Source organism: Baekduia sp. (genome assembly GCF_035685985.1).
Classification (GTDB): Bacteria; Actinomycetota; Thermoleophilia; order Solirubrobacterales; family Solirubrobacteraceae; genus Baekduia.
Genome location: NZ_DASRZV010000005.1, coordinates 24,020 through 48,375, shown reverse-complemented (window position 1 = coordinate 48,375; position 24,356 = coordinate 24,020). Strand labels below are relative to the sequence as shown.

Genomic DNA, 24,356 nt, shown 5'->3' with positions numbered 1-24,356 from the left:
TCGGAGACTACTCGTCGGAGGTGATCTGCGACAGGGCACGGGCGGCCATGTCGCGCTCGCCGTCGTAGGTCAGGCGCTCAGCGGCCTCTCTGAGGGGCATCCAGCAGGCGCGCTCGACCTCGTGATCGTGGTCGGCGACGTCGCCGCCGGCGTAGGTGAACAGGAAGAAGTCCACCTGCTTGGCGATCCGCTTGCCGCTGCGCATGTACCAGTAGCGGACGGCGCCCAGCTCGCCGACCAGCTCGGTGTCGACGCCCGCCTCCTCGCGGACCTCGCGCGCGGCCGCCTGGACCGGCGTCTCGCCCGGGTCGACGTGGCCCTTGGGCAGCGCGAGGACCTTGTCGCCGTTGGCCGCGCGCCGTGTCGGCACGATGACCACGCACTCCCGACCGCGCACGACGACGCCGCCGGCCGACCACTCGCTGGGGGACCCTTTCCCGCCCGCCCCGGCCATCAGTAGACGTAGCGCTCCAGCGCCGACGGCTCGTGGACGGTCACGCGCCCGCGGCCCTGGGTGACGACGCCCGCGCGCTCCAGCACCGCGAGGAACCGTGACGCGGACTCGCGCGAGGACCCGGCCAGCTGCGCGATGTCGGCCTGGGTGATCGTCACCAGCACGTCGCGCTCCCCGGCGCCCTCGGACTGCGCCTGGCGCACGAGCTGGCCGAGCACGCCCGCGACGCGCGACTGCACGGTCTGGAACGACTGCCGCGCCAGCCGCTCGTTGGCCTCGCGCAGCCGGCGGCCGAGGCCGATGACGAGCTTGACCGCGATGTCGGGGTGCTCGCGCAGCAGGCGGCGGAAGTCCTGGCCGAGGATCGCGATCGCCTCGACCTCGTCGAGCGTCTCGATCGTCGCGCTGCGCTTCTCGTCGTCGAACATCGCCAGCTCGCCGAAGATGTCGCCGGGCCCGAAGTGGGCGAGCGTGATCGTGCGGCCGTCGACGTTCTCGCGCACGGCGCGGGCGTGGCCGCGGCCGACGACGTAGCACGTGTCCGACGTGTCGCCCTCGCGGAAGATCACGGTGCCGCCGGAGAAGTGGCGGGGGACGGCGACGTCGGCGACCTGGGCGAGGTCCGGGGGTGCCAGCGCCTCGAACACCGGCACCTGGGCAAGCAGCTCGATGCTCTGGGCACTGGACTGAGGCGGCACGGCCTCCGAGTCTATGGCCTTTGTGTGACGGCCGTCGCACAGTGGGCGCGGGGTGACGCTAGCGGGCGCCGTCCAGCGCGGACTCGCGGCGGCGGCGCCGGACCGCGCGGCCGGCCAGCGCCGCCAGCCCGACCAGGACGGCGAGCGGCGCGAGCACCGCGAGCGCGATCAGCGCGACGCCGCCCGCGACCTCGAGCACGCGGCCCGCGTCGTGCAGCGCGTCGCGCGGCGTCCAGGCGCCGTCGCCCTTCTTGGGCGCCGCGGCCTGGCCGGCGCTGTCGATCTCGACGGCGACCGTCGCGAGGTCCGCGCGGCGGCGCTGGGCGTCCAGTGCGCCCTGGCGGCGGGCGATCTCGGAGCGGTTGTCGCGCAGCCGCGCCTTCAGGCTCGCGATCTGGCGGTCGGTCGTCGCGCGGCCCAGCGCCTGCAGCAGCGCGCGGCGCTCGGCGCGGGCGTCGGAGAGGCGGTCGGCGGCCGAGGCGGTCTGCGCGGTGATGTCGGTCGAGGACTGGCTCAGCGAGCCGACGTGCGCGAGCTTGGAGAGGCTCGCGAGCGTGTCGTCGAGCTTGGCCGACGGGATCCGCAGCGTGAACGACGCGGTGCCGCCGTCCTCGCGCGTGCGGATCGACGAGGTCTGGACGTAGCCGCCGGCGGCCTGCGTCTCGCGCACGACGCCGTCGGCGGTGTCCTGGACGTCGGCGGGGGCGGGCGTCAGCGTCAGCTCGGCCGCGCGCTGCACCTTGCGCGGGGTGGTGGAGGGCACGGTCGGCATCGGCACGGCCGCCGCGGCGGTGGTCCCGGCGGACTGCGTCCGCACGGCGGGCCGCGCGCCCGGGCCGGTCGACGGGGCCGCCTCGTCGCGCGCCGCGCCGGGCGCCATCGTCGCCGTCCGGCCCGCCTTCGCCGCCTCGTCCGACGAGGACGCGGCCGCGGACGACGACGCGGAGCCGCGGTCGGTCCGGTCGTCCCCGCCGCCGCTGGTGGCGATCCCGACCACGACGAGCGCGGCGACGAGCGTCGCCGCCGCCGAGGGCGCCAGCAGCGTGGGGCGCAGGAACCGCGCCCGGAGGGCCGCGCGCCGGCTCGGGCGCCGCGGCGTGTCCTCCTCGCGCGGGAAGCCCGCGTGGACGCGGGCGTCCAGCGACGCCAGGAACCGCGGGTCCGGCGCGGGCGCCGCGGCGCGCACGTCGGCGACCAGCCGGGTCAGCTGGGGGTCGGCGGCCGGCTCGCCGGCCAGCGCGGCCTCCAGCTCGCGCAGGCCGTGGTCGACCTCGGGGTCGGGGAGCGCGTCACGACGGCGCATGGCAGGCCTTCCGGAGTCGGGTCACCGCGCGGTGCACGCGGGTGCCGGCGTTGGCGGCCGAGATGCCCAGGACCTTGGCGATCTCGACGTTGCTCAACCCGGCGTGGAACTTGAGGGCGATCAGCTCGCGCTCGCGCGGCGAGAGCTGCGCGAGCGCGGCGCGGACGGTGGCGCGGCGCACGGCCGCGTCGTCGTCGTGGTCGGCGGTGGCGTCGGAGGCCGCCGCCGGGTCCTCCGGGTCGGCGAGCAGCGCGGTCGTGCGCTTGCGCGCGCGCAGCTCGTCCAGCGCCGCGTTGCGGGCGATGCCGAACAGCCACGCCCGCTGGCTGCCCTTGCCCGGGTCGAACGACGCCTGGCGTCGGTAGGCCCGCTCGAAGGTCAGCGCGGTGACGTCCTCGGCGGACGCGCGGTCCCGCACGAGCGTCATCACGTAGGCGAACACGTCCGACGCCGTCGCGCGGTAGAGCGCATCGAACCGGGCCGTCGTCGGTTCGGAGGTCGAGAGCTCCATGACAGATCCCACGCCGACACTACGTCCCACCGGCCGATCCATCACACCTGGGTACGCTGCGCGCGTGTCGCTGCGCGCCGCCTTCCTTCCCGCCGCCGCCGTCGTCGCCGCCCTGGCCGCCGTCGCGCCCGGCATCGCCCAGGCCGCCAAGGCGCCGACCGTCGACCGGTCGCCCGACCTGTGGTCGACGATCAACATCTGCGACACGGCCAAGCACCCGGACACGATCGGGATCCGCGCCTCGATGCCCGGCTCCGGCAAGCCCAAGGAGCGCATGTACATGCGCTTCCAGGTCCAGTACTGGCAGGCCTCGGAGAAGAAGTGGGCGCCGACCGACGCGACCGTCGACTCCGGCTTCCAGCCCGTCGGCTCGGCGAAGTACAAGCGCCGCGAGTCCGGCTGGAACTTCTCGCTGACCCCGCCGCCCGAGGGCCAGACCTACCGCCTGCGCGGGATCGTCAGCTACGAGTGGCGCGTCGGCAAGAAGGTCGTCCGCTCCGCCACCAAGCGCACCCGCTCCGGCCACAAGGGCACCTCGGGGGCCGACCCCAAGGGCTTCAGCGCGGCCGAGTGCACGGTCACGCCGTAGGCGGCGCGCTTCCTTCGCCCTCGAACAGCCGCGGGTCGTTGGTGATGACGCCGGTGACGCCCATGGCCTCGAAGCGGCGGATGGCGTCGGCGTCGTCGACGGTCCAGACGTAGAGCTCGCCGCCGGCGCGCCGCACGGTGCGGACGAAGTGCGGCGTGACGAGCGAGAAGTGCGACATGACCGCGTCGACCTCGCCGGCGCGGATGGCCTTGGCGACCATGCGCGGGACGGTGCGGCGCAGGCGCGCGACGACCGCGATCGCCAGCGGCTTGGTGATGGGGTTGGCCAGGTAGTTGCGCTTGACCTTGGGCACCGACCAGCCGAGCCGCACGGTGTCGCTGTGGCGTCGGACGACCGGCAGCGACACGGTCTCCATCGTGGAGATGAGCGTGCGCGACTCCAGGTCGCGCTCGCGCAGCGCCTCGATGACGCGCTGCTCGTAGCCGTGGGTCTTGAGGTCGACGTCCAGCTCGACGCCCGCGAACGCGTCGCCGGCCAGGTGGTCGAGCCCCTCCTCGAGCGTGAGGACGTCGGGCCGCTTGGCGTCCTTGAGGTCGTGGGCGAGGACGAGCCGCCCGGTGCGCGAGCCGTCCTCGGCGCGCTCGTCGAGGACGTCGAACTCCACCATGTCGCAGCCGTGGGCCAGCGCGGCGTCGAAGCTCGCGGTGGTGTTGCCGGGCGCGATGTGGTCGGCGCCCTTGTGGCCGATCCGCCGGCTGCGGTGTCGCCCCTGCTGCGTGCTCATCTCTGACATCCCGGGCACCAGTATGTCGTCCGGTTGTCGTCGCCCTGCCCGCGCGCGAGGATCTTCACGCCGCAGCGCGGGCACGCCCGGCCCTCCATCTTGTACACGTTGCGATCGCGCGTCTGGTGGCCGTCGCGCGCCGACCGCCGCATCGGGCCCTGCAGCTCGTGGACGATCCGCAGGGCCTCGTCGTCGCCGACCTCGCCGGTCGGCCGCCACGGGTCGACCTCCGCGCGCCAGCAGCCCTCGGCCTTCCAGAGGTTCCCGATCCCCGCGATCGTGCGCTGGTCCAGCAGCGCGTCGCCGATGCCCCGCGTCGGGTCGTCGCCGCGCAACCGCTTCAGGAACTCGCGCTCGTCGAAGTCCTCGTCGATCAGGTCGGGCCCGAGCAGCGCGAGGCGGCGGTCGAAGCGCACGCGCGTCTCGGTCAGCAGCTCCAGCACGGGGCCGTCGAACTGGACGACGTCGGTGCCGTCCTTGGCGATGACCAGCCACGCGCGCCGCGGCGAGCGCGCCCACCGCGCACCCGCGGGGTGCACGCGCCACGCGCCGGTCATCCGCAGGTGCGAGTGGATCGTGAGGTCGCCCTCGAAGCGCAGGAACAGGTGCTTGCCGTGGGCGGTGACATCCTCCACGGCGCGCCCGCCGAGACGCTCGGGCCACCGGTCCTTGCCGAAGCGCGGGTGCGGCGTGGCGATCGCGTCGGGGACCGCGCCCGCCAGCACCGGCCGGATCCGGTTGGCGGCGTGGTGGATGGTGTCGCCCTCGGGCATCTCCTGCATCAAGGGTACGGTGGGGACGTGCACGCCGATCTCGTCGCGATCGTGGGCGCGGACCACGTCGAAGCCGACGTGACGCTGGAGGACGCGTCGGGGCTGCGGGGGCGCGCGGGCGCGTTGGTGGCGCCCGCCGACGCGCGCGAGGTCGCCGCGGTCGTGGCGTGGTGCTATGACCGCGACGTCCCGATGATCCCGGTCGGCGGCCGCTCGGGCTACAGCGGCGGGATCGTGCCGCGGTCCGACGACGCGGGCGCGGTGGCGATCGCGTTGCACCGCCTCGACGCGATCCGCTCGTTCGACCCGCTGTTGTGGCGGATGCACGCCGAGGCCGGCGTGACGACCGCGACCGTCGCGCGGCGCGCCCGCGAGAACGGGCTGCTGTTTCCGCCCGACCCCGGCGCGGCCGAGCAGTCGCAGCTGGGCGGCAACCTGGCGACCAACGCCGGCGGCCCGCACGCGTTCAAGTACGGGGTGACGGGCCGGTGGGTGACGGGCGTCGAGGCGGTGCTCGCGCCGGGCGAGGTGGTGTCCTTCGGCGGGCCGGTGCGCAAGGACGTCGCGGGGCTGGACCTGCGCTCGCTGCTGATCGGGTCCGAGGGGACGCTGGGGATCGTGACGGCGGCGTGGCTGCGGCTGGTGCCCGCGCCGGGCGAGGCGTTCCCGGTGGCCGCGGCGTTCGGCAGCGTGCGCGAGGGCTGCGCGGCGATCGACGCGGTGCTGGGCAGCGGCGTCGTCCCGGCGGCCGTCGAGTACCTGGACGGGCGCTGCCTGACGGCCGCGCCTCCGCCGTTCCTGGACGCGGACGCCGCGTTGTTGGTGGTCTGCGAAGCCGAGTCGGCGCACGATCGCGACGAGCTGTTGGAGGCCTTGGGGTCCGGCGCGGTGTCCCCGCCGGCCGCCGAGGTCTGGCGCTGGCGCGAGGGCGTGTCGATCGCGGTGCGCGCGGCCCGCGGCGAGAAGCTCTCGGAGGACATCGCGGTCCCGGTCGAGCGGCTGGCCGACGCGATCGAGGGCACGATCGCCATCGGCGAGCGCCACGGCCTGGAGGGCTGCTCCTGGGGCCACGCGGGCGACGGCAACCTGCACTCCTCGTTCCTCCTGGACCCGGGCGACGACGAGATGCGAACGCGCGCGAACGCCGCCGCACACGACCTCTTCGACCTGGCCCGCGAGCTGGGCGGCACCGCGTCCGGCGAGCACGGCATCGGCCTGCTGAAGGCCGGGCAGCTGTCACGGCAATGGTCGCCGGCGGCCGTCGACGCGGCACGGGCCGTGAAGCGCGCGCTGGACCCCAAGGGCCTGTTCAACCCGGGCAAGAAGGAGCCGTAGGCGCCAGGCGGACGCGCCGAGCGTCAGCGTCCGCGATCAGGCGCTCAGCGTCAGCTTCCGCGGCCCCGCCCGGAAGCCGACCTCGATGAGCAGTCCTTCCAGGTCCGACCCGACGACCGCGTCGCCGTCCACGCGCTCCAGCGACAGCTTCAGCTTGCGGTCGCCGGTGATGAAGGCGGCCAGCGCGTCCAGCGCGGGCCGGAGGCGCGGGTCCGTGCGTTCCACCAGCACTTGGATGCCGCGGCCGCCGCGTTCGACGTAGACCACCGGCTCGGCGCCGGCCAGGACGACGTAGGCGCCCGCCGCCCGTGCCGGCTTCGCGCGCGCCGTGTCCACGTCGTCCCGGCGCTTCGGCCAGGGCAGCGCCGCGCCGTAGGGCTGCGCCGGATCGGTCGCGGCCAACACGATCGGCGGCGCCTCCTCGGCCCGGTCGCTCTGGGTGCGCAGCCGCTCGACCGCGCCCGGAAGCGCGAACTGCGCGCCGCCGAGGCCCTCGACGAAGTAGCCGCGGCGGCAGACGCCGAGCGTCTCGAGGGTGCTCAGCGCGTCGTACAAGCCCGAGAACCCGCCCGGCACGCCCTCGGCCAGCACGTGCTCGCGCGTGACGATCCCGTAGCGCTCCAGCAGCAGCTCGGCGATCGTGCGACGGCGCGCGCTCGGATCCACCTCGGCGCGGAAGATCGACGTCGTCAGCGCCCAGCGGCCCTGGACCTGCTGGGCCGCCGCGCCCATGCCGCGCCGCGAGCCGAACCGCGTCCCGGCGCGCATGCCGCGCCCGGCCCGAGCCGCCATGGCCGACTTCTGCGCCCGCGCCAGCGTCAGCCGCGGCGCGCGCAGCGGCGCGAACGCGTCGTTGGTCACCTCGCCCGCCCAGACGAGATCCCACAGCGCCTCCTGGACCATCTCCGGCGCGAGGTCCAGCTCGGCGAGGAAGTCGGTGAAGAAGCACGGGCCGCGTTGCAGCCGCGCGCGCAGCGCGTCGTGCTCGGGCAACGACGGCGTCTCGACCCCGCCGCGCACCCACGGCCGTCCGAGCATCTCGGCGTCGTCGCGGAAGTACAGCGCGACGCGCCCGCTGTTGCGCCCCAGCGCGCCCGCTCCGACCCATACAACTTCTCCGGCGGCGCACAGCTGGTCCATCCACGTCGGCGAGTACGCGCCCACGCGGCGCGGCAGCACGTCGCGCTCCCAGACGTCGGCGGGCAGCGCCAGCCCCTGCAAGGGCACCAACATCTCGCGCAGGCGGTCGATCCCGGCGCCTGCCGGCGGATGGCGGTCGACGCCCATCCACGACGGCTGGAACGCCGCCAGCGCACGCTGGTCGGTCGCCTCGATCTCCTTGCGCAGCACCGCCAGCGACGCGCGGCGGATGCGACGCAGCACGTCGGGGTCGCACCACTCGCGGTCGGTCCCGCCGGGGCGCAGCTCGCCGCGCACGAGGTCGCCCGCGGCCTCCAGCGACGCCAGCGCCGACGACACGTCCACGCCCCATCGCGCTCGCAGGTCCTCGGTCGTGAACGGCCCGTGCGTGCGCGCGTACCGCGCGACGAGCTTCTCGATCGGCCGCTCGACGCTCTCCAGGAACGCGGCCGGCAGTCCGCCCGGCGGCACGGCCCCGAACGCGTCGCGGTACAGCCCGGCGTCGTCGGCCGCGATGAACCGCTCCTCGCCGCCGACGCGCAGCCGCACCGCGCGGCGCTCGTCGACCAAGGCGGACACCATGCCGTCGCAATCGAGATCGGCGAGCACCCGCGCGCGGACCTCGTCGCGCGACAGGTCGCCCACCCGCCGCAGCACGTCGGCCAGCCCGTCGCGGTCGGTCGCCTGCGTGCGCGTCGACCGATGCTGCAGGTCGGCCTCCACGGACTCCAGCGCGTCGGCGTCGATCAGCTCGCGCAGCTCGTCCTGGCCGAGCAGCTCGCGCAGCAGGTCGCGATCGAGCGACAGCGCGGCGGCACGCCGCTCGGCGTTGGGCGTGTCGCCCTCGTACATGTAGGTCGCGACGTAGTCGAACAACAACGACGACGCGAACGGCGACGCGGTGCGGGTCTCGACCTCGACCACGCCGAGGTCGCGCGCGTGCAGGCCGGTCAGCAGGTCCACGAGGCCCGGGACGTCGAGCACGTCCCGCAGGCACTCGCGGTAGGTCTCCAAGATGATGGGGAAGTCGCTGTACTGCTTGGCGACCTCCAGCAGGGACTGCGACTTGAGCCGCTGCTGCCACAGCGGCGTGCGCTTGCCCGGGTAGGCCCGCGGGATCAGGAGCGCCCGGCCCGCGTTCTCGCGGAAGCGCGCGCCGAACAGCGCGCTCGCGCCCAGCTCGCCGACGACGCGATCCTCGACCTCGTCCGGATCCAGCAGCACCAGGTCGGCGCCCGGGGGCTCGTCGGCGTCGGGCAGGTGGACGATGATCCCGTCGTCGGACCAGATCGCGTCGGACTCCAGCCCGACCTCGTCGCGGATGTGCGCGCTCAGCGCCAGCGCCCACGCCGCGTGCACGCGCCCGCCGAACGGCGACAGCACGCACAACCGCCAGTCGCCGATCTCGTCGCGGAAGCGCTCGACCACGATCGTGCGGTCGCTCGGCACCACGCGCGTGGCCTCCTGCTGCTCGCGCAGGAAGTCCAGCAGGTTCTTGGCGGCCAGCTCGTCGAGGTCGTAGTCGGCGACCAGCGTCTCGGCCTGCTGGTCGACCGCCCAGCGCGAGAACTCGCCGATCGCCTGCCCCAGCTCCTTCGGCCGGCCCACGCTGTCGCCGCGCCAGAACGGCACGGCGCCCGGCACGCCCGGCGCGGGCGTCACGACGACGCGGTCGCGCTGGATCTCCTCGATCCGCCACGACGACGCGCCCAGCAGGAACGTCTGCCCCGGTCGCGCCTCGTAGACCATCTCCTCGTCCAGCTCGCCGACGCGGCGCCCGTCGGGCAGCACGACGGCGTACAGCCCGCGGTCCGGGATCGTCCCCGCGTTGGTGATCGCCAGCTGCCGGGCGCCGCGACGCGGCCGGATCGTCCCCGCGACGCGGTCCCAGACGATGCGCGGCCGCAGCTCGCCGAACTCCTGCGACGGGTAGCGCCCGTCGAGCATGTCCAGGACGTTCTCCAGCAGCTCGCGCGACAGCTCGGCGTAGGTGTAGGTCCTGGTGACCAAGGCGTACAGGTCGTCGACCGGGACCGGGGCGCCGTCCTCGTCGGCCTCGGTCCCGGCGGCGATCGCGACGATCTGCTGGCACAGCACGTCCAGCGGGTTGCGCGGCACGACCGTCGGCTCGATCCGCCCCTCGCGCATCATCCGCACGACGACCGCGCACTCCAGCAGGTCGGCGCGGAACTTCGGGAAGATGCGGCCCTTGGAGACGTCGCCGACCGAGTGGCCCGCGCGGCCGATCCGCTGCAGGCCGCGCGAGACCGACTTGGGGGACTCGACCTGGAGCACCAGGTCGACCGCGCCCATGTCGATGCCCAACTCCAGCGACGAGGTCGCCACCAGGCACGGCAGCTGCCCGGCCTTGAGCTGCTCCTCGACGACCAGCCGCTCCTCGCGCGCCAGCGACCCGTGATGGGCGCGCGCGATCTCCTCCTCGGCCAGCTCGTTCAGGCGCAAGGCCAAGCGCTCGGCGCCGCGCCGGTTGTTGACGAAGATGATCGTCGAGCGATGCGCCTGGACCAGCTCCAGCAGCTGCGGGTACATGGCCGGCCAGATCGACTTGCGCGTGGCCTCCGAGCCGCCCGGCGTCGGCTCCAGCGGATCGGACGGCGCGCTCTGCTCCGGCTCGACCATCGACTCGACCGGCACCTGGATCTTGACGTCCAGCGGCTTGCGCACGCCCGCGTCGACGATCGTGCACGTCCGCCGCGGGCCGACCATGAAGCGGCCGACCTCCTCCAGCGGGTTCTGCGTCGCCGAGAGCCCGATCCGCTGCGGGTCGCGGCCGCCGTGTTCCTCCGCCACCAGGGCGGAGAGACGCTCCAGCGTCAGCGCCAGGTGCGCGCCGCGCTTGGTCGACGCGACCGCGTGGATCTCGTCGACGATGACCGCCTCGACGTCGCGCAGCACGTCGCGCGCCTGCGAGGTGACCATCAAGTACAGCGACTCGGGCGTCGTGATCAGGACGTCGGGCGGGGTGCGCCCCATCTGCATGCGGTCGCGCTGCGGCGTGTCGCCGGTGCGGATGCCGACCTTCAGGTCCGCGCCGATCCCGACCAGCGGCGCCTGCAGGTTGCGCTCGACGTCGTAGCTGAGCGCCTTCAGCGGCGACACGTAGACCACGCGGATGCCGGTGCCGCCGCCCTCTGCGCGCGGCTCGCGGGCGAGCTTGTCCAAGGACCACAGGAACGCCGCCAGCGTCTTGCCCGACCCCGTCGGCGCGCTGATCAGCACGTGCTCGCCGGTGGCGATCGCCGGCCAGGCCTGCTCCTGCACGGCCGTCGGCCCCGCGAACGCGCGGGCGAACCACTCCTGCGTCTGGGGGCTGAAGGCGTCGAGCGCGGCCACGATCCCCTCAGGGTACGACCGCCCCGTCCTCAGCCGATCACGTCAGCCCCGCGACCTCGCGGGCGGTGGTGAACACGTCGTCCATCATCGCCTCGGTCAGCACGCCGGTGAACGTGTTCTGCTGCGACGGGTGGTAGGTGCCCAACAACGCCCAGCCCGGATTCGCGAGGTCGTCGTCGTACCACAGCGCGCCGTGCCCGAACTTCGGCTTCGGCCGCGGCGGCGCGTGGCCGAGCGCGGCGCGCAGGCGCAGCGCGGCGTCCCAGGCGAACTGCCCGAGGCAGACGACGACGCGCACCTGCGCGATGTGGTCCAGCTCGGCGACCGTCCACGGCAGGCACGCGTCGCGCTCGGCGGGCGTCGGCTTGTTGGCCGGCGGCGCGCAGCGCACCGCGGCGGTGATCCACGCGTCCTTCAGCGCCAGGCCGTCGTCGCGCGAGACCGACGTCGGCTGGTTGGCGAAGCCGGTCCGGTGCAGCGAGGCGAACAGGAAGTCGCCGGAGCGGTCGCCGGTGAAGACGCGGCCGGTGCGGTTGGCGCCGTGCGCGGCGGGCGCCAGGCCGAGGATCAGCACGCGCGCGTCGGGGTCGCCGAAGCCCGGGATCGGCCGGCCCCAGTAGATGTCGTCCTTGAACGACGCGCGCTTCTCGGCCGCGACCTGCTCGCGCCAGGCGACCAGGCGCGGGCAGCGCCGGCAGGCGGTGACCTCCGCCTCCAGGACCGCGAGATCGGCGTGGGCGCCCGGGCTCACGCGGTGTGGGACTGCTCCAGGATGCTGGGGAACCTCTCGACGAGGCATCCGCTGACCATCATCGTGCCTGCTCGAGGATCCTGGGGAACCTCTCGACGAGGCATCCGCTGACCATCATCGTGCCTGCTCGAGGATCCCCAACATCAGCCGGTCGATCACGGGTTCCAGCTCGCGGATGTCGCGCGGCTTCTTGGTCCGCAGCTGCCGCGAGGCCAGCTCGACGATCGCGCCGACGCAGGCGAACGCGTCGTCGCGCGAGGCGAAGCGCGGCGCCCCGTACTTGGGTGCCGTGCGCTCGTTGTCGCGGTAGATCGCGTCGGCGAAGGCGTCGAGGATCGCGTCGCGTCGCTCGGTCGCGCGCGGGCCCGCGCCGATGATCTCGACGAGCAGCGTCTGCGCGGCGTCCGGCCAGTCGGCCAGCGTGCGCAGGAACGCGCGCGTGCCGTTGGCCAGGTGCTCGGGGTAGGTCTCGGTCTGCTGCTCGGAGGCGAGCGCCATCTGGCGCATGACCTCGGTGGCGGCCTCGTCGAACAGCGCGAGGATCGCCTCCTCCTTGTTGGCGAAGTGCTCGTAGAACGTCGCCTTCGACATCCCCGCCTCGCGCGAGATCGCCTCGGCGGTGGCGTCCGCGAACCCGCGTTGGGCGAAGACGGTCGCGGCGGCCTCGAACAGGCGACGGCGCTGGACGGTCAGCCGAACCTCCAGCGGCGGCGCGTGGCGGCCGCGGGGGACGACGGTGGGGGTGGTGGTGCGTGGGGCTTGGGCCATTACGTGCGACGCATCCTAGATAGGGTGATGGTTGATGGCCGCCGCTCCCCTTCGTGTTCTGCCCGTCCTGGTCGCCGCCGCGCTGACGCTGTCCGCGTGCGGCCAGACGTCCAAGGACTCGGCCAAGGACTTCCAGGGTCAGCAGAAGGCCGTCGCGCAGACCGTCGAGAACCTGCAGTCGGCCGCCTCCAAGGGCGACCGCGACAAGATCTGCGACCAGATCCTCGCCGCCGACCTGGTCGCCCAGATCAAGAAGGCCAACCCCACGGCGACCTGCGCCGACGCGCTGAAGGACCCGCTCAAGGACGCCGACTCCTTCGAGCTGCAGGTCAAGAAGGTCACGATCGACGGCACCACGGCGACCGCGCTCGTCGAGTCCGACGCGGCCGGCAAGAAGAAGCAGACCGACACGCTGACGCTGACCAAGGTCGGCAAGGCCTGGCGCATCTCGTCGCTGGGCCAGGCGTAGCGCCCGCCCGTCCACAGCCGCCTGGCTCTGGCGGCCGCCGCCCGCGGCCGGTACCACCCAGGCATGGTCACCTTCGTCACGCTGGGCCCCGAGGGCACCTGCCACCACCGCGCGGTCGCCAACTACGCGCGCTTCCAGGGCCTGCCCGACGACGAGGTGCGGTTCGAGTTCATCACCGACTTCTTCGACGGCCTCGACCGGATCCGCGGCCGCCAGGACGCGTTCCTGGTCCAGTGCAGCGCGCATCCGGGCGTGCACGAGGTGACCGAGCGCCACTACGAGGAGGTGTTCGTCGTCGACACCTTCATCTACCCGACCAAGGCCCTGGCGATCCTGTCGCGCGCCGACCTCGACGGCCCGGCGCGCTCGCTCGGGATCGTCGAGGCGACCGAGGGCTACGTCGACCTCTCCGAGTGGGAGGTCAAGGTCCCGCAGATCTCCAAGCCCTACGCCGCCGAGGCGCTGCTGCGCGGCGAGTTCGACGCCGCGCTCACGCACCTGGAGTGGCTGGATCGCTTCCCCGACCAGCTCAAGCTCGACCGCCTGATCGGCGAGGTCGACACGACGTGGGTCGTCTACGGGACGACCAAGCGCTTCGCCGGCGAGGTGATCGGGATCCCCTCGCCGGAGCTGTTCGGCGCTACCGCGCCGCTGCGCGCCAGTTGAGCGGCCGCTTGTAGTGGCGCTCGTAGTACTCGCGGAAGTCCGCCGAGTCGACGATCGGCTGCCACCAGGACGGGTTGTCGCGGTACCACGAGAGCGTCCGCTCCAGGCCCTCCTCGAAGTCGACCTGGGCCGACCAGCCCAAGGCCTTCACCTTCTCGCTGCCCAGCGAGTAGCGCCGGTCGTGGCCCTTGCGGTCCTCGATGAACTTGATCAGGGACTCGTCCTTGCCCGTGTGCTCCAGGATGCCGTTGACGACGTCCAGGTTGGTGGACTCGGTCGGGCCGCCGACGTTGTAGACCTCGCCCGGCGCGCCGTGGGCCAGGATGTGGGAGATCCCGCGGCCGAAGTCCTCCACGAACAGCCAGTTGCGGACGTTGAGGCCGTCGCCGTAGACGAGCAGGTTGTCGTCGTGCAGCGCGCTGAGCATCATCAGCGGGATGAGCTTCTCGGGGTACTGGTAGGGCCCGTAGTTGTTGGACCCGCGCGCGATCACCGTCTCCAGCCCGTAGGTGTGGAAGTAGGACTGCACGAGCAGATCGCCGCCCGCCTTGGAGGCGGAGTAGGGCGACGACGGGACGATCGGCGACTCCTCGGTGAAGGAGCCCTCCTCGATCGACCCGTACACCTCGTCGGTGGAGATCTGCACGTAGCGCGGGACCTCGCGCTCGCGCGCGGCCTCCAGCAGGGTCAGGGAGCCGCGGACGTTGGTCTCCACGAACGCGTCCGGGCCGCTGATCGAGCGGTCGACGTGGGTCTCGGCGGCGAAGTTGACGATCGCGTCGACGCCGTCGCCGATCGCCTCGCCCGCCTTCTTGGGGTCCTCGATCGCGCCGTGGACGAGCGTGACGGCGTCGCCGAGGTCCTCGAGGTTCTCGCGGCGCCCGGCGTAGGTGAGCTTGTCGAGGACGACGACCTCGTCGCCGTTCTCGGTGACGCGCTGGCGCACGAAGTTGGAGCCGATGAACCCGGCCCCGCCGCAGACGAGCAGCTTCACGATCCGCCTCCGTTCCTGTCGTTCAAGTAGGCCGCGACGCCCTCCTCCCACGGCGGCAGCCGCGGGGTCTCGTCGCGCTCGCTGGCCAGCACGCTCCAGGCCGGCCGCGGGGCCGGACGGGCGAACTCGGCCGCGGTGGTCTCGTCGACGCGCGCGGTCACGCCCGCCAACTCGTACAGCTTGACGGTGAGCCCGTGCCAGGAGACCTGCCCACCGCCCGCCGTGTGGAAGACGCCGACGGCGTCGCTCGCGGCGAGGTCCAGCAGCGCGGGCGAGAGGTGGCCGGTCCAGGTCGGCGAGCCGACCTGGTCGGTGACGACGCGCACGGCGTCGCGGCCCTCGGCCACCGTGAGCATGGTGTCGCAGAAGTTCTTGCCGCCGACCCCGAACAGCCACGCGGTGCGGGCGATCGCGTGGTTGGGGTTGTGGTTGGCCAACGCGATCTCGCCCGCGAGCTTCGTGCGGCCGTAGGCGCCGATCGGCGCGGTCGGGTCGGACTCGACGTAGGGACGGCCGGTCAACGTGCCGTCGAAGACGTAGTCGGTGGAGACGCCCACGACCCGCGCGCTCAGCGCCGCCGCGGCGGCCGCGACGTTGGCGGAGGCGTCGGCGTTGACGGCCTGCGCGAGGCCCTCGCGCTCCTCGGCGCCGTCGACGTCGGTGAACGCCGCGCAGTGGATGACCGCGTCCGGCGCGTGCTCCTCGACCATCGCCATCGCGGCCTCGGGATCGGTCAGGTCGCCGTCGGGCAGGTCGACGCCGACGGCCTCCCAGCCGCGCGTCCGCGCGTCGCTGACGACGCGATGGCCGAGCATCCCGGCCGCCCCGGTCACGAGCAGGCGCACTAGAGGATCCCGATGTCCGAGTTGTCGCCCACCATGAACCGGAACGCGCGGGGCTGTCCGGAGCTGCGGCGGATGTGCACGTTGCGCCCCAGCAGCGAGGACTCCATGCGGCCGTCGAGGTCGTGGACGGAGGAGCCGGTCAGCAGGATCGAGTGCTCGACCTCGGCCTTCTCGACCACGCAGTCCTCGCCGATCGCCGTGTACGGGCCGATGTAGCAGTCGGTCAGGTTCGCGCCCGCGCCGATGATCGCCGGGCCGCGGACGGTCGAGCGCGTCAGCGTCGCGCCCGCCTCGATCACGACGCGGCCCTCGACCTGGGAGTCGATCAGCTCGCCGTCGACGCGGCGCTCGAAGCGGTCGAGGATCAGGCGGTTGGCCTCCAGCATGTCGTCGAGGCGCCCGGTGTCCTTCCACCAGCCCTGGACGACGTGCGGCTCGACCCGCTTGTCGGTGTCGACCAGGTGCTGGATGGCGTCGGTGATCTCCAGCTCGCCGCGGGCGCTCGGCTCGATCGCGCGGGCGGCGTCGTGGATCAGCGGCGTGAACATGTACACGCCGACCAGCGCCAGGTTCGTCTTGGGCTCCGGCGGCTTCTCGGCCAGCGCGACGACGCGGTCGCCGTCCAGCTCGGCGACGCCGAAGTGCTCGGGGTCGGGCACGGGCGTCAGCAGGATCAGCGCGTCCGGCTCGTTGGACCGGAACGCCGCGACGAGGTCGTCGATGCCGCCCTGCAGCAGGTTGTCGCCCAAGTACATGACGAACGGCGAGTCCTTCAGGAACGGCTCGGCGGTCAGCACCGCGTGCGCGAGGCCCGCCGGCTCGTCCTGCAGGATGTAGGTGATCTTCACGCCGAAGGCCGAGCCGTCGCCGGCGACCTCCTTGATCTCCTCGCCGGTCTCCGGCGCGATGATGATGCCGATCTCCTCGATGCCGGCCTTGGCCATCGCGTCGATCCCGTAGAACAGGACCGGGCGGTTGGCGACCGGCACGAGCTGCTTGGCGCTCGTGTGCGTGATCGGGCGCAGGCGCGTGCCCTTGCCCCCCGACAGGATCAGCCCCTTCAGCGGCGTCATCGCCTAGTACACCCCTCCGAGCTTGCGGTGGTCCCAGGTGGCGCGGCGGACCTCGACGAACTCGAGCCCGACGCGCTTGGCGGCCTGCTGCTCGACCATGGCGCGCACGCCGGGGTCGAGGTCCTCGACGCTCGCGCCGCCGTAGCGGGCGAAGATCTCCAGCCCGAGGTCGGTGACGAAGGGCGTCTCGCGGTGGATCCGCACCTCGGTCTCCAGCATCACGCCGCGCAGCTGCGGGTACTGGTCCCGGCCGGCCTCGACCTGGAGCGTGGCGCGCGCGTCGCGTTCCAGGTTCTTGGTCTTCTGCGACTTGGCGAAGGTCCAGGCCCAGACGCGGCCGTCCCGCAGGACGTACCAGAGCGGCATCAGGTGCGGCCACCCGTTGGGCCCGAAGGTGGCGCAGGTGACGACGCGCTCCTCCTCGAGGAACGCGAGCACCTCCGCCTCGGTCATCTTGATCTGATCGCGTCGGCTCACCGGCGCAGGAGGCTAACGACCTCGCGCGCCGGTGACCTGGCCGACGGGTCAGGCGCGTCGCGCGGTGATCACCACGAACTCGCTGTCGACCGCCCAGCCGGGGCCGTCGTCGGTCCGGCGGCCGAGGCGCTCGTAGACCTCGCGAAGCCCGTCGCCGCACGGTGCCCAGGCGTCGCCGAGCTTGTTCCTGGCGGTGTGGATCGGGCCGTAGTTGTCCTCGAAGAAGTCCGCGAAGGCGTCGGCGGACGCCGCGCGGAACGTGTTGACGCCGCGTCGCGCGGTGAGGGCGCCGACGCCGCCGTCCAGCAGCGCGGCGACGTGGTCGGGGTCGCCCCACAGCGGCGGCGGCGAGGCGAAGGCCGGGGGCGCGGGCAGGTGGCGGCCCAGGACGGCGAACATCTGGCCGACCAGCCCGGCGGGCGTCCAGTTGACGAGGCCGAGCGTGCCGCCGGGGCGCAGGACGCGCAGCAGCTCGCCGGCGACGACCTGGTGGCGCGGCGCGAACTGGATGCCGACGACCGAGGCGACGACGTCGAACATGCCGTCGCCGAACGGGAGGCGCTCGGCGTCGCCGACGACCCACTCGACGCCATCGGCGTGCTCGCGGGCGCGGGCGACGTCCAGCAGCTCGGGGACGAGGTCGAGGCCGACCGTGCGCCGCGCGCCCGCGGACGCGGCGCGGACGGCGAGGTTGCCGGTGCCGGTGGCGACGTCCAGAACGTCGGCGCCGCTGAGCGGCGGCAGCTCGGCCAGCAGGGCGGCGGGGAGCGCCTCGTCGATCGTGTCGGCGACCGCGGCGTAGTCGCCGGAGGCCCAGATCACGCGGTGGCCGTCCTTGAGCTGCTCCGGGGTGATGGGGAGGGTGCTGGTCATGCGCCGCAGGCTCCGCCGCCGGCGCGGCCCCGTCCAGTCCGCAATCCGGACTTGCCCGAGCGCGGCGACCGGCGCACACTGCGCAGGACCATGGCCGACAGCGGCGACTTCTGCCCCATGAGCCGCGCCGCGGAGGTCTTCGCGACGCGCTGGACGCCGGTGATCGTGCGCAACCTGCTGCTCGGCTGCCGCACGTTCACCGAGCTGCGCGAGCACGCGCCGGGCATCTCGCGCCAGGTGCTGACCGAGCGCCTGCGGATGCTCGAGCACCACGCGCTGGTGGAGCGCCGGCCGCAGGGCGACGGCACCGTGCACTACGTCCCGACGCCCGCGGGCGAGGCGCTGCGCCCGGTCTGCGACGCGCTGGGCATGTGGGGCGAGCGCTGGATCGAGCTGGTCCCGGCCGACGTCGACGCGGGCAGCGTCCTGCGGTTGCTGGCGAAGTCGTTGCTGCCCGCCGACCTGCCCGCGAGCCGCACGGTCATCCGCTTCGAGCTGCACGGCCCCCACCATCGCCGCTACTGGCTGCTGCTCGACACGCCGTGCGCCGAGGTCTGCAAGCACCCGCCGGGCGACGGCGGCGACGACCTCGTGGTGACGACGACCTCGGAGTGGCTGGCGAAGTGGCTGGCCGGCCGCACCTCGGTCGGCGCCTCCATGAAGGCGGGCCAGGTCAGCTTCGACGGGCCGCTGGAGCTGACCCGCCGCGTCGCGGACTGGACCGGGCGCGGCGCCTATGACGGGCCGCGGCTGACGGTGATGGCGGCTAGCGCACCGCGGGCGTGAGGCGCGCGACCGCGGCGCGGACCGCCTCGCGGGCCTCGGCGGGCGCGACGACCGCGGCGTCGCCGGCCTCGGCGAGCACCTCGCGCACGAGCCAGTCGGTGCCCTTGTAGGGCAGCTCGACGACCACCGAGCCGTCGGCCAGCTCCTGGGCGACGCGGCGCTGCTCGCGCGACCAGCGGGCGCGGTCGGCGGAGATCCAGACGCGGGCGACGCGGGAGGCCTCGACCTCGCCGGTGCGCGGCCAGCCCTCGACGTCGGCGGCGGGATCGACCTCGGGCCGCGGCGTGAACGCCTCGTCCAGGACCTCGGCGGTCTTGACGCGGTCCAGCCGGAAGTGGCGGACGGCCTCGCGTGCCGGGTCGAAGGAGGCGACGTACCAGCCCTCGCGGCCGTTGATCAAGGCGTAGGGCTCGACCACGCGCTCGGTGAACTGGTCCTCGTTGGCCTTGTAGTACTGCAACTTGAGCAGCTGGGACGAGGCGATCGCGCGCGACACGACGCGGGCGATCTCGGAGTCGTCGCCGGTGCCGCTGGCGACCTGGAGGCCCTGCTCCATCGGGTCCGCGCCGAGCGCCGCGACGATCTTCTCGCGGGCGCTGCTCAGCGCGCCCTCGGGCAGGTGGTCGCCGATCAGGTCGATCGCCGCGACCAGGGCCTTGGCCTCGACCGGCAGCAGGCGCGCCGGGCGGTCGAAGTTGTCGCTGTAGGGCTCGGGGTCGACGTCGATCATGCCGTCGTCGCGGATGTCGGCGTACAGGACGTAGGACCCGCCGCCGAAGTTGACGACGTTGAGCACGTTGATGTCCTCGCGCAGCTCGGCGTCGGACACCTGGAGCTTCTCGCAGACCTGCGCGAAGGGCAGCAGCTGCTGCTTGCGCCCGGCCTCGATCAGGATCGACGCCAGCGTCACCAGCCGCGCGAAGCGCTCCGGCCGGATCGCGGTCTCGCGCTTGGACGACGTGCCGCTCTCGGCCTCGTCCTCGCCGCCGGCCGCGGCGGGCACCGGCGCGGCCAGCTCCAGCTCGCCGGCGTGCAGGTCGTGCAGGCGCTCGACGCGCTCGGCGACCTCGCGGACCAGCTCGTCGGGCCCGAGGATGCGCGCGTGCTCGCCGAGGCGCAGCGCCCAGGCCGCCAGCTGGCGCACCGAGGCGTACTCGGTGGTGAAGATGCGGTCCTCGGAGCCGTCCTCCGCGGGGCGGACCTGGCCGAAGCGCCCGAAGTGGCGCTCGACCTGCCAGGCGATGCGCCCGGAGATCCAGATCTCGGCGGTGCCGACCGCGTCGCCGAACTGCCAGTCGGCGCGCCCGGCGTAGGCGCGCGGGTCGAAGTCGGCGGGGCGCTTGAAGTCGTGCTCGGCCTTGGTCGCGTAGGCGACCTTGCCCTGGATGCGCGAGAGGCGGAAGACGCGGATGGCGTCGCGCTCGTGGGAGCGGCCCAGGAGGTAGAACTGCCCGCCCTGGAAGAGCAGGTGGTAGGGGTCGACCTTGCGGGCCTCGACCACGTCGCGTTCCATCGTGTAGTACTCGAACGTGATCGTCTTGTTGCGGAAGATCGCGGTCTCGATCTTCGCCAGGCGCTGCGAGAGGTCGTGGCCGCCGGCCGACGCGGTCACGCCGAGCGCGATCGACCCGCGGTCCGGCGCGTTCAGCGGCGACGGACGGCCCCAGGTGATCTGCTGGAGCGCCAGGCGCAGCGGCTCGGCGTAGGCGAACTCGCCGTCGAGCAGGTTGAGCGCGAACTGCAGCGACGCCAGCTCCTCGTCGGTGAAGGCGATCGCGGGCAGGTGGAAGTTCTCGGGGCGCAGGGAGTAGTTCTCCTGCTCGGCGACGCCGTCGGCGGGCTTCTCGACGGTCAGCTGGATCCCCAGCGACTCCAGCTCGGCGCGGTCGGCGTAGAAGCGCCGGGCGAAGGCGTCCTCGTTCATGCCCGAGTAGCCCTCGACGTCCCGCCGGATCTCGAGCGCGGTGACCGGGCGACGCTCGGCCATCAGGTACGAGATGAGCGAGAGCTGCCGGATGAGCTTCTCGGTGTCCTTCGCCATAGGCAGACGACGATACGGCCCCGACCCGCGCGATGGGCCGTTCGTTGCAGAACTCCCCGCGCTCTTTCCGCAGATTCGGTGCGGTGACGTCCAGGGCGTCCAGAGATGCCATGACGGGTAGGCGACGTGTACGGTTCGGCCCCAATGACGAAGCTCGTGATCGTCGACGACCATGAGGCCCTGCGGGAAGGGCTGGTCGCCCTGCTGCAGCACGGCGGGCTGGAAGTCGTGGGCGCGGCGGGCAACGTCGCCGCCGGCGTCGACCTCGTCGAGCACGCCGAGCCGGACGTCGCGATCGTCGACATCCAGCTGCCCGACGGCTCCGGGATCGACCTCACGCGCGAGCTGCTCGCGCGCCGCCCCGAGCTGGGCGTGATCCTCTACACCGGCGACTCCGACGCCGAGCTGCTCTACGACGGGCTGGACTCCGGCGCGCGCGGCTACGCGCTGAAGGCCGGGTCGATGGACGAGCTGATGGCCGCCATCGAGCGCGTCGCGGGCGGCGGCTCCTACGTGGACCCGCGCCTGGACCGCATCCTGCTGTCGCCGCGCGCCACCGCGCACGTGCCGCAGCTGTCGCCGCGCGAGCGCGAGATCATGCACCTGATGGCCGAGGGCATGACCGCCGAGGCGATCGGCGACAAGATCAGCGTCTCGGTCGAGACCGTCCGGACGCACGTGCGCAACGTGATCCGCAAGCTCCAGGCGCGCAACCGGGTGCACGCGATCGCCATCGCGCTGGAGCGCGGCGAGATCGCGCTGGACTCCTCGCGCGACGACCGATGAGCCCCGGGACCGACGGCGTCCCCTGGCCCGAGGACCCGAACGAGCGCCTGGCCAAGCTCGTGCACGACCTGCGCACGCCGCTGACGATCGTGCAGGGCTTCGCCGAGCTGCTGGACCGCGGCCACACGACCCTCGACGAGTCCCGACGCGCCGAGTACCTCGGCCGCATCGCCCAAGCCGGGCGCGAGATGAAGGACATCCTCGATGACGAGCGAGAGGATCGCTTGTCGTCAGAACTCTGAGAGGCGCTCCTGAGCCCCGGATCGGCGTCGAGACGGCGCTCAGGCTGCCTGCGGCGGGCGGCGGTCCTGTGCCGTGATCGCCGAGGCGTCGGTGCCGGCGGAGCCGAAGTAGGCGCCGCCGCCGAGCGCGCGGTCGAAGCCCGACCAGACGGCGCCGGGCGGAAGCTCCTTCTCGAGGCGGTCGAAGGAGCCGAGGCGGCCGCCGAGGTTGTCCATCATGTGGACGAGCGTCGCCTCGCGGGTGCAGGGCACGACCGGCGAGCCGTGCTCCAGCGCGCCGTGGTGGCTCAAGATGATGTGCAACACCGACTGGGCCAGCGCGGGCGGGAAGCCGTCGAGGTCCTCGATGACGCGACGCACGCGGTAGTAGCCCAGCGGGATCTCGCCGAGCAGCCGGCCCGAGTCGGTCATGTCGATCGGCGCCTCGCAGGTGTAGGCCTCCAACTTGCCGATGTCGTGCAACAACGCGCCGGTGACAGCCACGTCGTGGTCGATGCCGGGGAAGACCTGGCTCGTCGCGTGGACGGCCTTGGCGACCGTCAGGCAGTGCTCCAGCAGCCCGTGCAGGTAGGCCTGGTGGAAGCGCTTGGCGGCCGGGGCGACGCGGTACAGCGCCCATGTCTCCGAGCCCTCGCCGAGGAACGTGTGCAGCAGCCGCGCCAGGTGCGGGTCGCGCACGGTGGCGATGACCTCGCGGAACTCCGCCTCCATCGTGTCGACGTCGTGCGGCGGGCCGTCGTGCAGCTCGGCCGGGTCGAACGTCCCGTCCAGCGCGGGCTTCAGCACGTTGATCTCGATCTGCGCGCCCCAGCGCGGGTGGACCTCGTAGCGGCCGACGACGTGCACGGGCGACCCCGCGCGGCACAGCTCCAGCGCCCGCGCGACGTCCTCCCGGACCATCGCGGGCACCCCGCCGGTGCGGTCGCCCAGCACCAACTTGAGGAACTCGCTCCCGTCGCGACGACGGCGCCGGTCGGCCTCGCGGACCAGGAGCACCTGGTCGAGATCGGAGCCGTGTCGGAGGTCGCGGACGAGCACGGCGGCAAGGTGACACGCTCGGCGGACGGACCTCCGGCTTCCGCGCCTTCGTTGCAGCATCTCCACAAATTGTGGAACAATCGTCGCCGCCATGCCGCGCCTCCTCGTCCTCCTCGCCGCCGTCTGCTTCGGCACGACCGGCACGGCACAAGCACTCGGGCCGGACGGCGCCTCGTCGATGACCGTGGGCGCGGCGCGGATCGCGGTCGGCGCCGTGCTCCTGCTCGCCTACGAGTGGGCCACCACCCGGTCCCGGGTCACTGCCGACGTCCATACGACGTCCGCGGTGACCCGCATCGCCTGGTCGCGTGTGCCGCTGGCCATCGGCGCCGTCGGGGTCGCCGCCTACCAGCTGTGCTTCTTCGCGGCCGTCAAGGACACCGGCGTCGCGGTCGGCACGGTCGTCGCGCTCGGCTCGGCGCCCGCGCTGGCGGGCCTCGGCGGCTGGCTGCTGGACGGCCGCGTCCCCGGCCGCGCGTGGGCCGTCGCCACCGCGCTGGCCTGCGCGGGCGTGGCGATGCTCGCGCTGGAGGGCGGCGGCGAGGTCAGCGCGCCCGGCGTCGCGCTCGCGGTCGGCGCGGGCGCCGCCTACGCCGGCTTCACGCTGGCCTCCAAGCGCCTGCTCGACCAAGGCCATCAGGTCGAACCGGTGATGGCGCGGCTGTTCGGGCTCGGGGCGGTCCTGCTGGCCCCCGTCCTGGTCCTGGGGGACGTCGCGTGGATCGCGACCGCCGGCGGCGCCGCCATGGCGCTGTGGCTGGGCGCGGTCCCGACCGCCATCGCCTACATCCTGTTCGCCTCCGGCCTGCGCCACCTGCCCGCCAACGAGGTCGCGACGCTCACGCTGGCCGAGCCGGTCACCGCCGCGCTGCTGGGCGCGGTCGTCCTGGGCGAGCGCCCGGGCGTGGTCGCGATCGCCGGCATCTTCATCATCCTGGCCGGGCTCGTCGTGCTGGCGGCGCCGCGCCGCCGCCGTCCCGTCCTGGAGATCCCCGCATGAGCACGACCACCGCCGTCGACCGCGTCGCCGCGACCCTGCGCGAGCAGATCCTCGACGGCGGGCTGCCCGCCGGAACCCGCCTGGTCGAGGCCGACCTCGTCACCACCCACGGCGCCGCCCGCCACACGGTCCGCGCCGCGCTGCGCACGCTGGCCGACGAGGGCCTGGTGACGATCCAGCGCAACCGCGGCGCGAGCGTCGCCGGCCTCGACGCCGACGCGATCCTCGCGCTCTACGAGCTGCGCGCCGCGCTGGAGGTCGAGGCCGCCCACCTCGCGCTGGCCAAGCACGGCGACCGGCTGCCGCCCAGCGTCCACCAGTCCGCCGAGGTGCTGCGGCGCGCCTGCTCGCGGGCGCGACCCACCTGGTCGACGGTCTCGCGTGCGCACGCGGACCTGCACTCGACGATCGTGCGCGCCGCCCGCTCGCCGCGGATCGAGGCCGTCCACGACCGCCTGAGCGCCCAGACGCGGCTCTTCCTGCTCTACGTGCGCCCGTACTACACGTTCGAGCGCCTGGGCGACGAGCACGTCCAGCTCGTGGCCGACATCGAGCGCGACGGGCCCGACGTCCTGCGCCGGCATCTGCGCGCCGCCGCGGGCACGGTCTTCGACGGCGCGGTTGCCCGGGAGCGCTCCGGGTAGT

General features: G+C 73.5%; 25 protein-coding genes. 9 read left to right on the top strand and 16 right to left on the bottom strand.

What is annotated here, in order from left to right:
* Positions 1–7: 7 nt before the first annotated feature.
* From VFG42_RS01765 to VFG42_RS01750, 4 genes are read right to left on the bottom strand one after another with little or no spacing between them, the layout of a single operon-like run.
* Positions 8–454 (bottom strand): NUDIX hydrolase, encoded by a 447-nt coding sequence (locus VFG42_RS01765; protein WP_324904611.1) that lies wholly within the window; start codon positions 452–454, stop codon positions 8–10.
* The gene (locus tag VFG42_RS01760) at positions 454–1,152 is read right to left on the bottom strand and encodes a Crp/Fnr family transcriptional regulator (RefSeq protein WP_324904609.1); all 699 of its coding nucleotides are present in this window, start codon (positions 1,150–1,152) and stop codon (positions 454–456) included. Before VFG42_RS01760 ends, VFG42_RS01765 begins: the two co-directional genes overlap by 1 nt.
* A 58-nt stretch (positions 1,153–1,210) precedes the next feature.
* The gene (locus VFG42_RS01755; protein ID WP_324904607.1) at positions 1,211–2,455 is read right to left on the bottom strand and encodes a DUF4349 domain-containing protein; all 1,245 of its coding nucleotides are present in this window, start codon (positions 2,453–2,455) and stop codon (positions 1,211–1,213) included.
* The gene (locus tag VFG42_RS01750) at positions 2,442–2,966 is read right to left on the bottom strand and encodes a sigma-70 family RNA polymerase sigma factor (protein WP_324904604.1); all 525 of its coding nucleotides are present in this window, start codon (positions 2,964–2,966) and stop codon (positions 2,442–2,444) included. Before VFG42_RS01750 ends, VFG42_RS01755 begins: the two co-directional genes overlap by 14 nt.
* Positions 2,967–3,030: 64 nt before the next feature.
* On the opposite strand from VFG42_RS01750, the gene VFG42_RS01745 reads away from it, so the two are divergent.
* Entirely contained in the window at positions 3,031–3,555 is a 525-nt protein-coding gene (locus tag VFG42_RS01745; protein ID WP_324904603.1) for a hypothetical protein, read from the top strand.
* Here VFG42_RS01745 and VFG42_RS01740 read toward each other — a convergent pair.
* Both VFG42_RS01740 and VFG42_RS01735 read right to left on the bottom strand, forming a co-directional pair.
* Positions 3,545–4,300, bottom strand: a complete 756-nt coding sequence (locus VFG42_RS01740) for a glycerophosphodiester phosphodiesterase (RefSeq protein ID WP_324904601.1) — start codon at positions 4,298–4,300, stop codon at positions 3,545–3,547. The two genes, VFG42_RS01745 and VFG42_RS01740, sit on opposite strands and share 11 nt — an antisense overlap.
* Positions 4,297–5,082, bottom strand: a complete 786-nt coding sequence (locus VFG42_RS01735) for an Fpg/Nei family DNA glycosylase (RefSeq protein ID WP_324904599.1) — start codon at positions 5,080–5,082, stop codon at positions 4,297–4,299. Before VFG42_RS01735 ends, VFG42_RS01740 begins: the two co-directional genes overlap by 4 nt.
* An 18-nt stretch (positions 5,083–5,100) precedes the next feature.
* Between VFG42_RS01735 and VFG42_RS01730 the strand changes: the two genes are divergently transcribed.
* Positions 5,101–6,408, top strand: coding sequence for an FAD-binding oxidoreductase (locus VFG42_RS01730; RefSeq protein ID WP_324904597.1), 1,308 nt, complete (start codon positions 5,101–5,103; stop codon positions 6,406–6,408).
* A 36-nt stretch (positions 6,409–6,444) separates the two neighbouring features.
* On the opposite strand, the gene VFG42_RS01725 is transcribed toward VFG42_RS01730, so the two are convergent.
* The 3 genes from VFG42_RS01725 to VFG42_RS01715 all read right to left on the bottom strand — a co-directional run bounded on the left by VFG42_RS01725 (position 6,445) and on the right by VFG42_RS01715 (position 12,421).
* Positions 6,445–10,902, bottom strand: coding sequence for a DEAD/DEAH box helicase (locus VFG42_RS01725; RefSeq protein ID WP_324904595.1), 4,458 nt, complete (start codon positions 10,900–10,902; stop codon positions 6,445–6,447).
* A 37-nt stretch (positions 10,903–10,939) separates the two neighbouring features.
* On the bottom strand, positions 10,940–11,701 hold the full coding sequence (locus VFG42_RS01720; RefSeq protein ID WP_414642305.1) for a uracil-DNA glycosylase: 762 nt from the start codon (positions 11,699–11,701) through the stop codon (positions 10,940–10,942).
* Between the two features lie 66 nt (positions 11,702–11,767).
* The gene (locus tag VFG42_RS01715) at positions 11,768–12,421 is read right to left on the bottom strand and encodes a helix-turn-helix domain-containing protein (RefSeq protein ID WP_324904591.1); all 654 of its coding nucleotides are present in this window, start codon (positions 12,419–12,421) and stop codon (positions 11,768–11,770) included.
* Between the two features lie 34 nt (positions 12,422–12,455).
* Here VFG42_RS01715 and VFG42_RS01710 point away from each other — a divergent pair, with 34 nt between their 5' ends.
* Together VFG42_RS01710 and VFG42_RS01705 are read left to right on the top strand one after the other, a co-directional pair.
* Positions 12,456–12,890 carry a nuclear transport factor 2 family protein gene (locus VFG42_RS01710; RefSeq protein ID WP_324904589.1) on the top strand — a complete coding sequence of 145 codons (435 nt, stop codon included), beginning with the start codon at positions 12,456–12,458 and terminating at the stop codon, positions 12,888–12,890.
* Positions 12,891–12,953: 63 nt separating this feature from the next.
* Positions 12,954–13,556, top strand: a complete 603-nt coding sequence (locus VFG42_RS01705) for a hypothetical protein (protein WP_324904587.1) — start codon at positions 12,954–12,956, stop codon at positions 13,554–13,556.
* Here the strand turns inward: VFG42_RS01705 and rfbB are convergent.
* From rfbB to VFG42_RS01680, 5 genes are read right to left on the bottom strand one after another with little or no spacing between them, the layout of a single operon-like run.
* Positions 13,531–14,550 (bottom strand): dTDP-glucose 4,6-dehydratase, encoded by a 1,020-nt coding sequence (rfbB, locus tag VFG42_RS01700; protein ID WP_324904585.1) that lies wholly within the window; start codon positions 14,548–14,550, stop codon positions 13,531–13,533. The genes VFG42_RS01705 and rfbB overlap by 26 nt on opposite strands.
* Positions 14,547–15,395: a dTDP-4-dehydrorhamnose reductase gene (gene rfbD, locus VFG42_RS01695; protein ID WP_324904583.1), complete on the bottom strand. Its 849-nt coding sequence runs from the start codon at positions 15,393–15,395 to the stop codon at positions 14,547–14,549. Before rfbD ends, rfbB begins: the two co-directional genes overlap by 4 nt.
* On the bottom strand, positions 15,395–16,468 hold the full coding sequence (locus VFG42_RS01690) for a glucose-1-phosphate thymidylyltransferase (RefSeq protein ID WP_324904581.1): 1,074 nt from the start codon (positions 16,466–16,468) through the stop codon (positions 15,395–15,397). Before VFG42_RS01690 ends, rfbD begins: the two co-directional genes overlap by 1 nt.
* Before the next feature lie 3 nt (positions 16,469–16,471).
* Positions 16,472–16,945 carry a pyridoxamine 5'-phosphate oxidase family protein gene (locus tag VFG42_RS01685; RefSeq protein ID WP_324904579.1) on the bottom strand — a complete coding sequence of 158 codons (474 nt, stop codon included), beginning with the start codon at positions 16,943–16,945 and terminating at the stop codon, positions 16,472–16,474.
* Between the two features lie 48 nt (positions 16,946–16,993).
* Entirely contained in the window at positions 16,994–17,818 is an 825-nt protein-coding gene (locus VFG42_RS01680) for a class I SAM-dependent methyltransferase (protein WP_324904577.1), read from the bottom strand.
* Positions 17,819–17,935: 117 nt separating this feature from the next.
* Here VFG42_RS01680 and VFG42_RS01675 point away from each other — a divergent pair, with 117 nt between their 5' ends.
* On the top strand, positions 17,936–18,604 hold the full coding sequence (locus VFG42_RS01675) for a helix-turn-helix domain-containing protein (RefSeq protein ID WP_324904574.1): 669 nt from the start codon (positions 17,936–17,938) through the stop codon (positions 18,602–18,604).
* Here the strand turns inward: VFG42_RS01675 and VFG42_RS01670 are convergent.
* The gene (locus VFG42_RS01670) at positions 18,585–20,645 is read right to left on the bottom strand and encodes a helix-turn-helix transcriptional regulator (RefSeq protein ID WP_324904572.1); all 2,061 of its coding nucleotides are present in this window, start codon (positions 20,643–20,645) and stop codon (positions 18,585–18,587) included. The genes VFG42_RS01675 and VFG42_RS01670 overlap by 20 nt on opposite strands.
* A gap of 144 nt (positions 20,646–20,789) precedes the next feature.
* Between VFG42_RS01670 and VFG42_RS01665 the strand changes: the two genes are divergently transcribed.
* Together VFG42_RS01665 and VFG42_RS01660 are read left to right on the top strand one after the other, a co-directional pair.
* Positions 20,790–21,431 carry a response regulator transcription factor gene (locus VFG42_RS01665; protein WP_324904570.1) on the top strand — a complete coding sequence of 214 codons (642 nt, stop codon included), beginning with the start codon at positions 20,790–20,792 and terminating at the stop codon, positions 21,429–21,431.
* Complete coding sequence (locus tag VFG42_RS01660; protein WP_324904568.1) at positions 21,428–21,673, top strand: histidine kinase dimerization/phospho-acceptor domain-containing protein; 246 nt, start codon at positions 21,428–21,430, stop codon at positions 21,671–21,673. Before VFG42_RS01665 ends, VFG42_RS01660 begins: the two co-directional genes overlap by 4 nt.
* Before the next feature lie 39 nt (positions 21,674–21,712).
* On the opposite strand, the gene VFG42_RS01655 is transcribed toward VFG42_RS01660, so the two are convergent.
* A complete protein-coding gene (locus VFG42_RS01655) occupies positions 21,713–22,711 on the bottom strand; it encodes a 3'-5' exoribonuclease YhaM family protein (RefSeq protein WP_324904566.1) in 999 nt (332 codons plus the stop codon).
* A gap of 91 nt (positions 22,712–22,802) precedes the next feature.
* Between VFG42_RS01655 and VFG42_RS01650 the strand changes: the two genes are divergently transcribed.
* Complete coding sequence (locus VFG42_RS01650; RefSeq protein WP_324904563.1) at positions 22,803–23,711, top strand: DMT family transporter; 909 nt, start codon at positions 22,803–22,805, stop codon at positions 23,709–23,711.
* The gene (locus VFG42_RS01645; RefSeq protein ID WP_324904561.1) at positions 23,708–24,355 is read left to right on the top strand and encodes a GntR family transcriptional regulator; all 648 of its coding nucleotides are present in this window, start codon (positions 23,708–23,710) and stop codon (positions 24,353–24,355) included. The genes VFG42_RS01650 and VFG42_RS01645 overlap by 4 nt, the downstream gene beginning before the upstream one ends.
* Position 24,356 lies beyond the last annotated feature (1 nt).

Bases quoted from the DNA above. Each gene is read 5' to 3' on its own strand.
- VFG42_RS01765 (WP_324904611.1), bottom strand. From the start codon at position 454: ATGGCCGGGGCGGGCGGGAAAGGGTCCCCCAGCGAGTGGTCGGCCGGC.
- VFG42_RS01755 (WP_324904607.1), bottom strand. From the start codon at position 2,455: ATGCGCCGTCGTGACGCGCTCCCCGACCCCGAGGTCGACCACGGCCTG.
- VFG42_RS01750 (WP_324904604.1), bottom strand. From the start codon at position 2,966: ATGGAGCTCTCGACCTCCGAACCGACGACGGCCCGGTTCGATGCGCTC.
- VFG42_RS01740 (WP_324904601.1), bottom strand. From the start codon at position 4,300: ATGAGCACGCAGCAGGGGCGACACCGCAGCCGGCGGATCGGCCACAAG.
- VFG42_RS01735 (WP_324904599.1), bottom strand. From the start codon at position 5,082: ATGCAGGAGATGCCCGAGGGCGACACCATCCACCACGCCGCCAACCGG.
- VFG42_RS01720 (WP_414642305.1), bottom strand. From the start codon at position 11,701: ATGCCTCGTCGAGAGGTTCCCCAGCATCCTGGAGCAGTCCCACACCGC.
- VFG42_RS01715 (WP_324904591.1), bottom strand. From the start codon at position 12,421: ATGGCCCAAGCCCCACGCACCACCACCCCCACCGTCGTCCCCCGCGGC.
- VFG42_RS01710 (WP_324904589.1), top strand. From the start codon at position 12,456: ATGGCCGCCGCTCCCCTTCGTGTTCTGCCCGTCCTGGTCGCCGCCGCG.
- VFG42_RS01705 (WP_324904587.1), top strand. From the start codon at position 12,954: ATGGTCACCTTCGTCACGCTGGGCCCCGAGGGCACCTGCCACCACCGC.
- VFG42_RS01690 (WP_324904581.1), bottom strand. From the start codon at position 16,468: ATGACGCCGCTGAAGGGGCTGATCCTGTCGGGGGGCAAGGGCACGCGC.
- VFG42_RS01680 (WP_324904577.1), bottom strand. From the start codon at position 17,818: ATGACCAGCACCCTCCCCATCACCCCGGAGCAGCTCAAGGACGGCCAC.
- VFG42_RS01675 (WP_324904574.1), top strand. From the start codon at position 17,936: ATGAGCCGCGCCGCGGAGGTCTTCGCGACGCGCTGGACGCCGGTGATC.
- VFG42_RS01670 (WP_324904572.1), bottom strand. From the start codon at position 20,645: ATGGCGAAGGACACCGAGAAGCTCATCCGGCAGCTCTCGCTCATCTCG.
- VFG42_RS01665 (WP_324904570.1), top strand. From the start codon at position 20,790: ATGACGAAGCTCGTGATCGTCGACGACCATGAGGCCCTGCGGGAAGGG.
- VFG42_RS01660 (WP_324904568.1), top strand. From the start codon at position 21,428: ATGAGCCCCGGGACCGACGGCGTCCCCTGGCCCGAGGACCCGAACGAG.
- VFG42_RS01650 (WP_324904563.1), top strand. From the start codon at position 22,803: ATGCCGCGCCTCCTCGTCCTCCTCGCCGCCGTCTGCTTCGGCACGACC.
- VFG42_RS01645 (WP_324904561.1), top strand. From the start codon at position 23,708: ATGAGCACGACCACCGCCGTCGACCGCGTCGCCGCGACCCTGCGCGAG.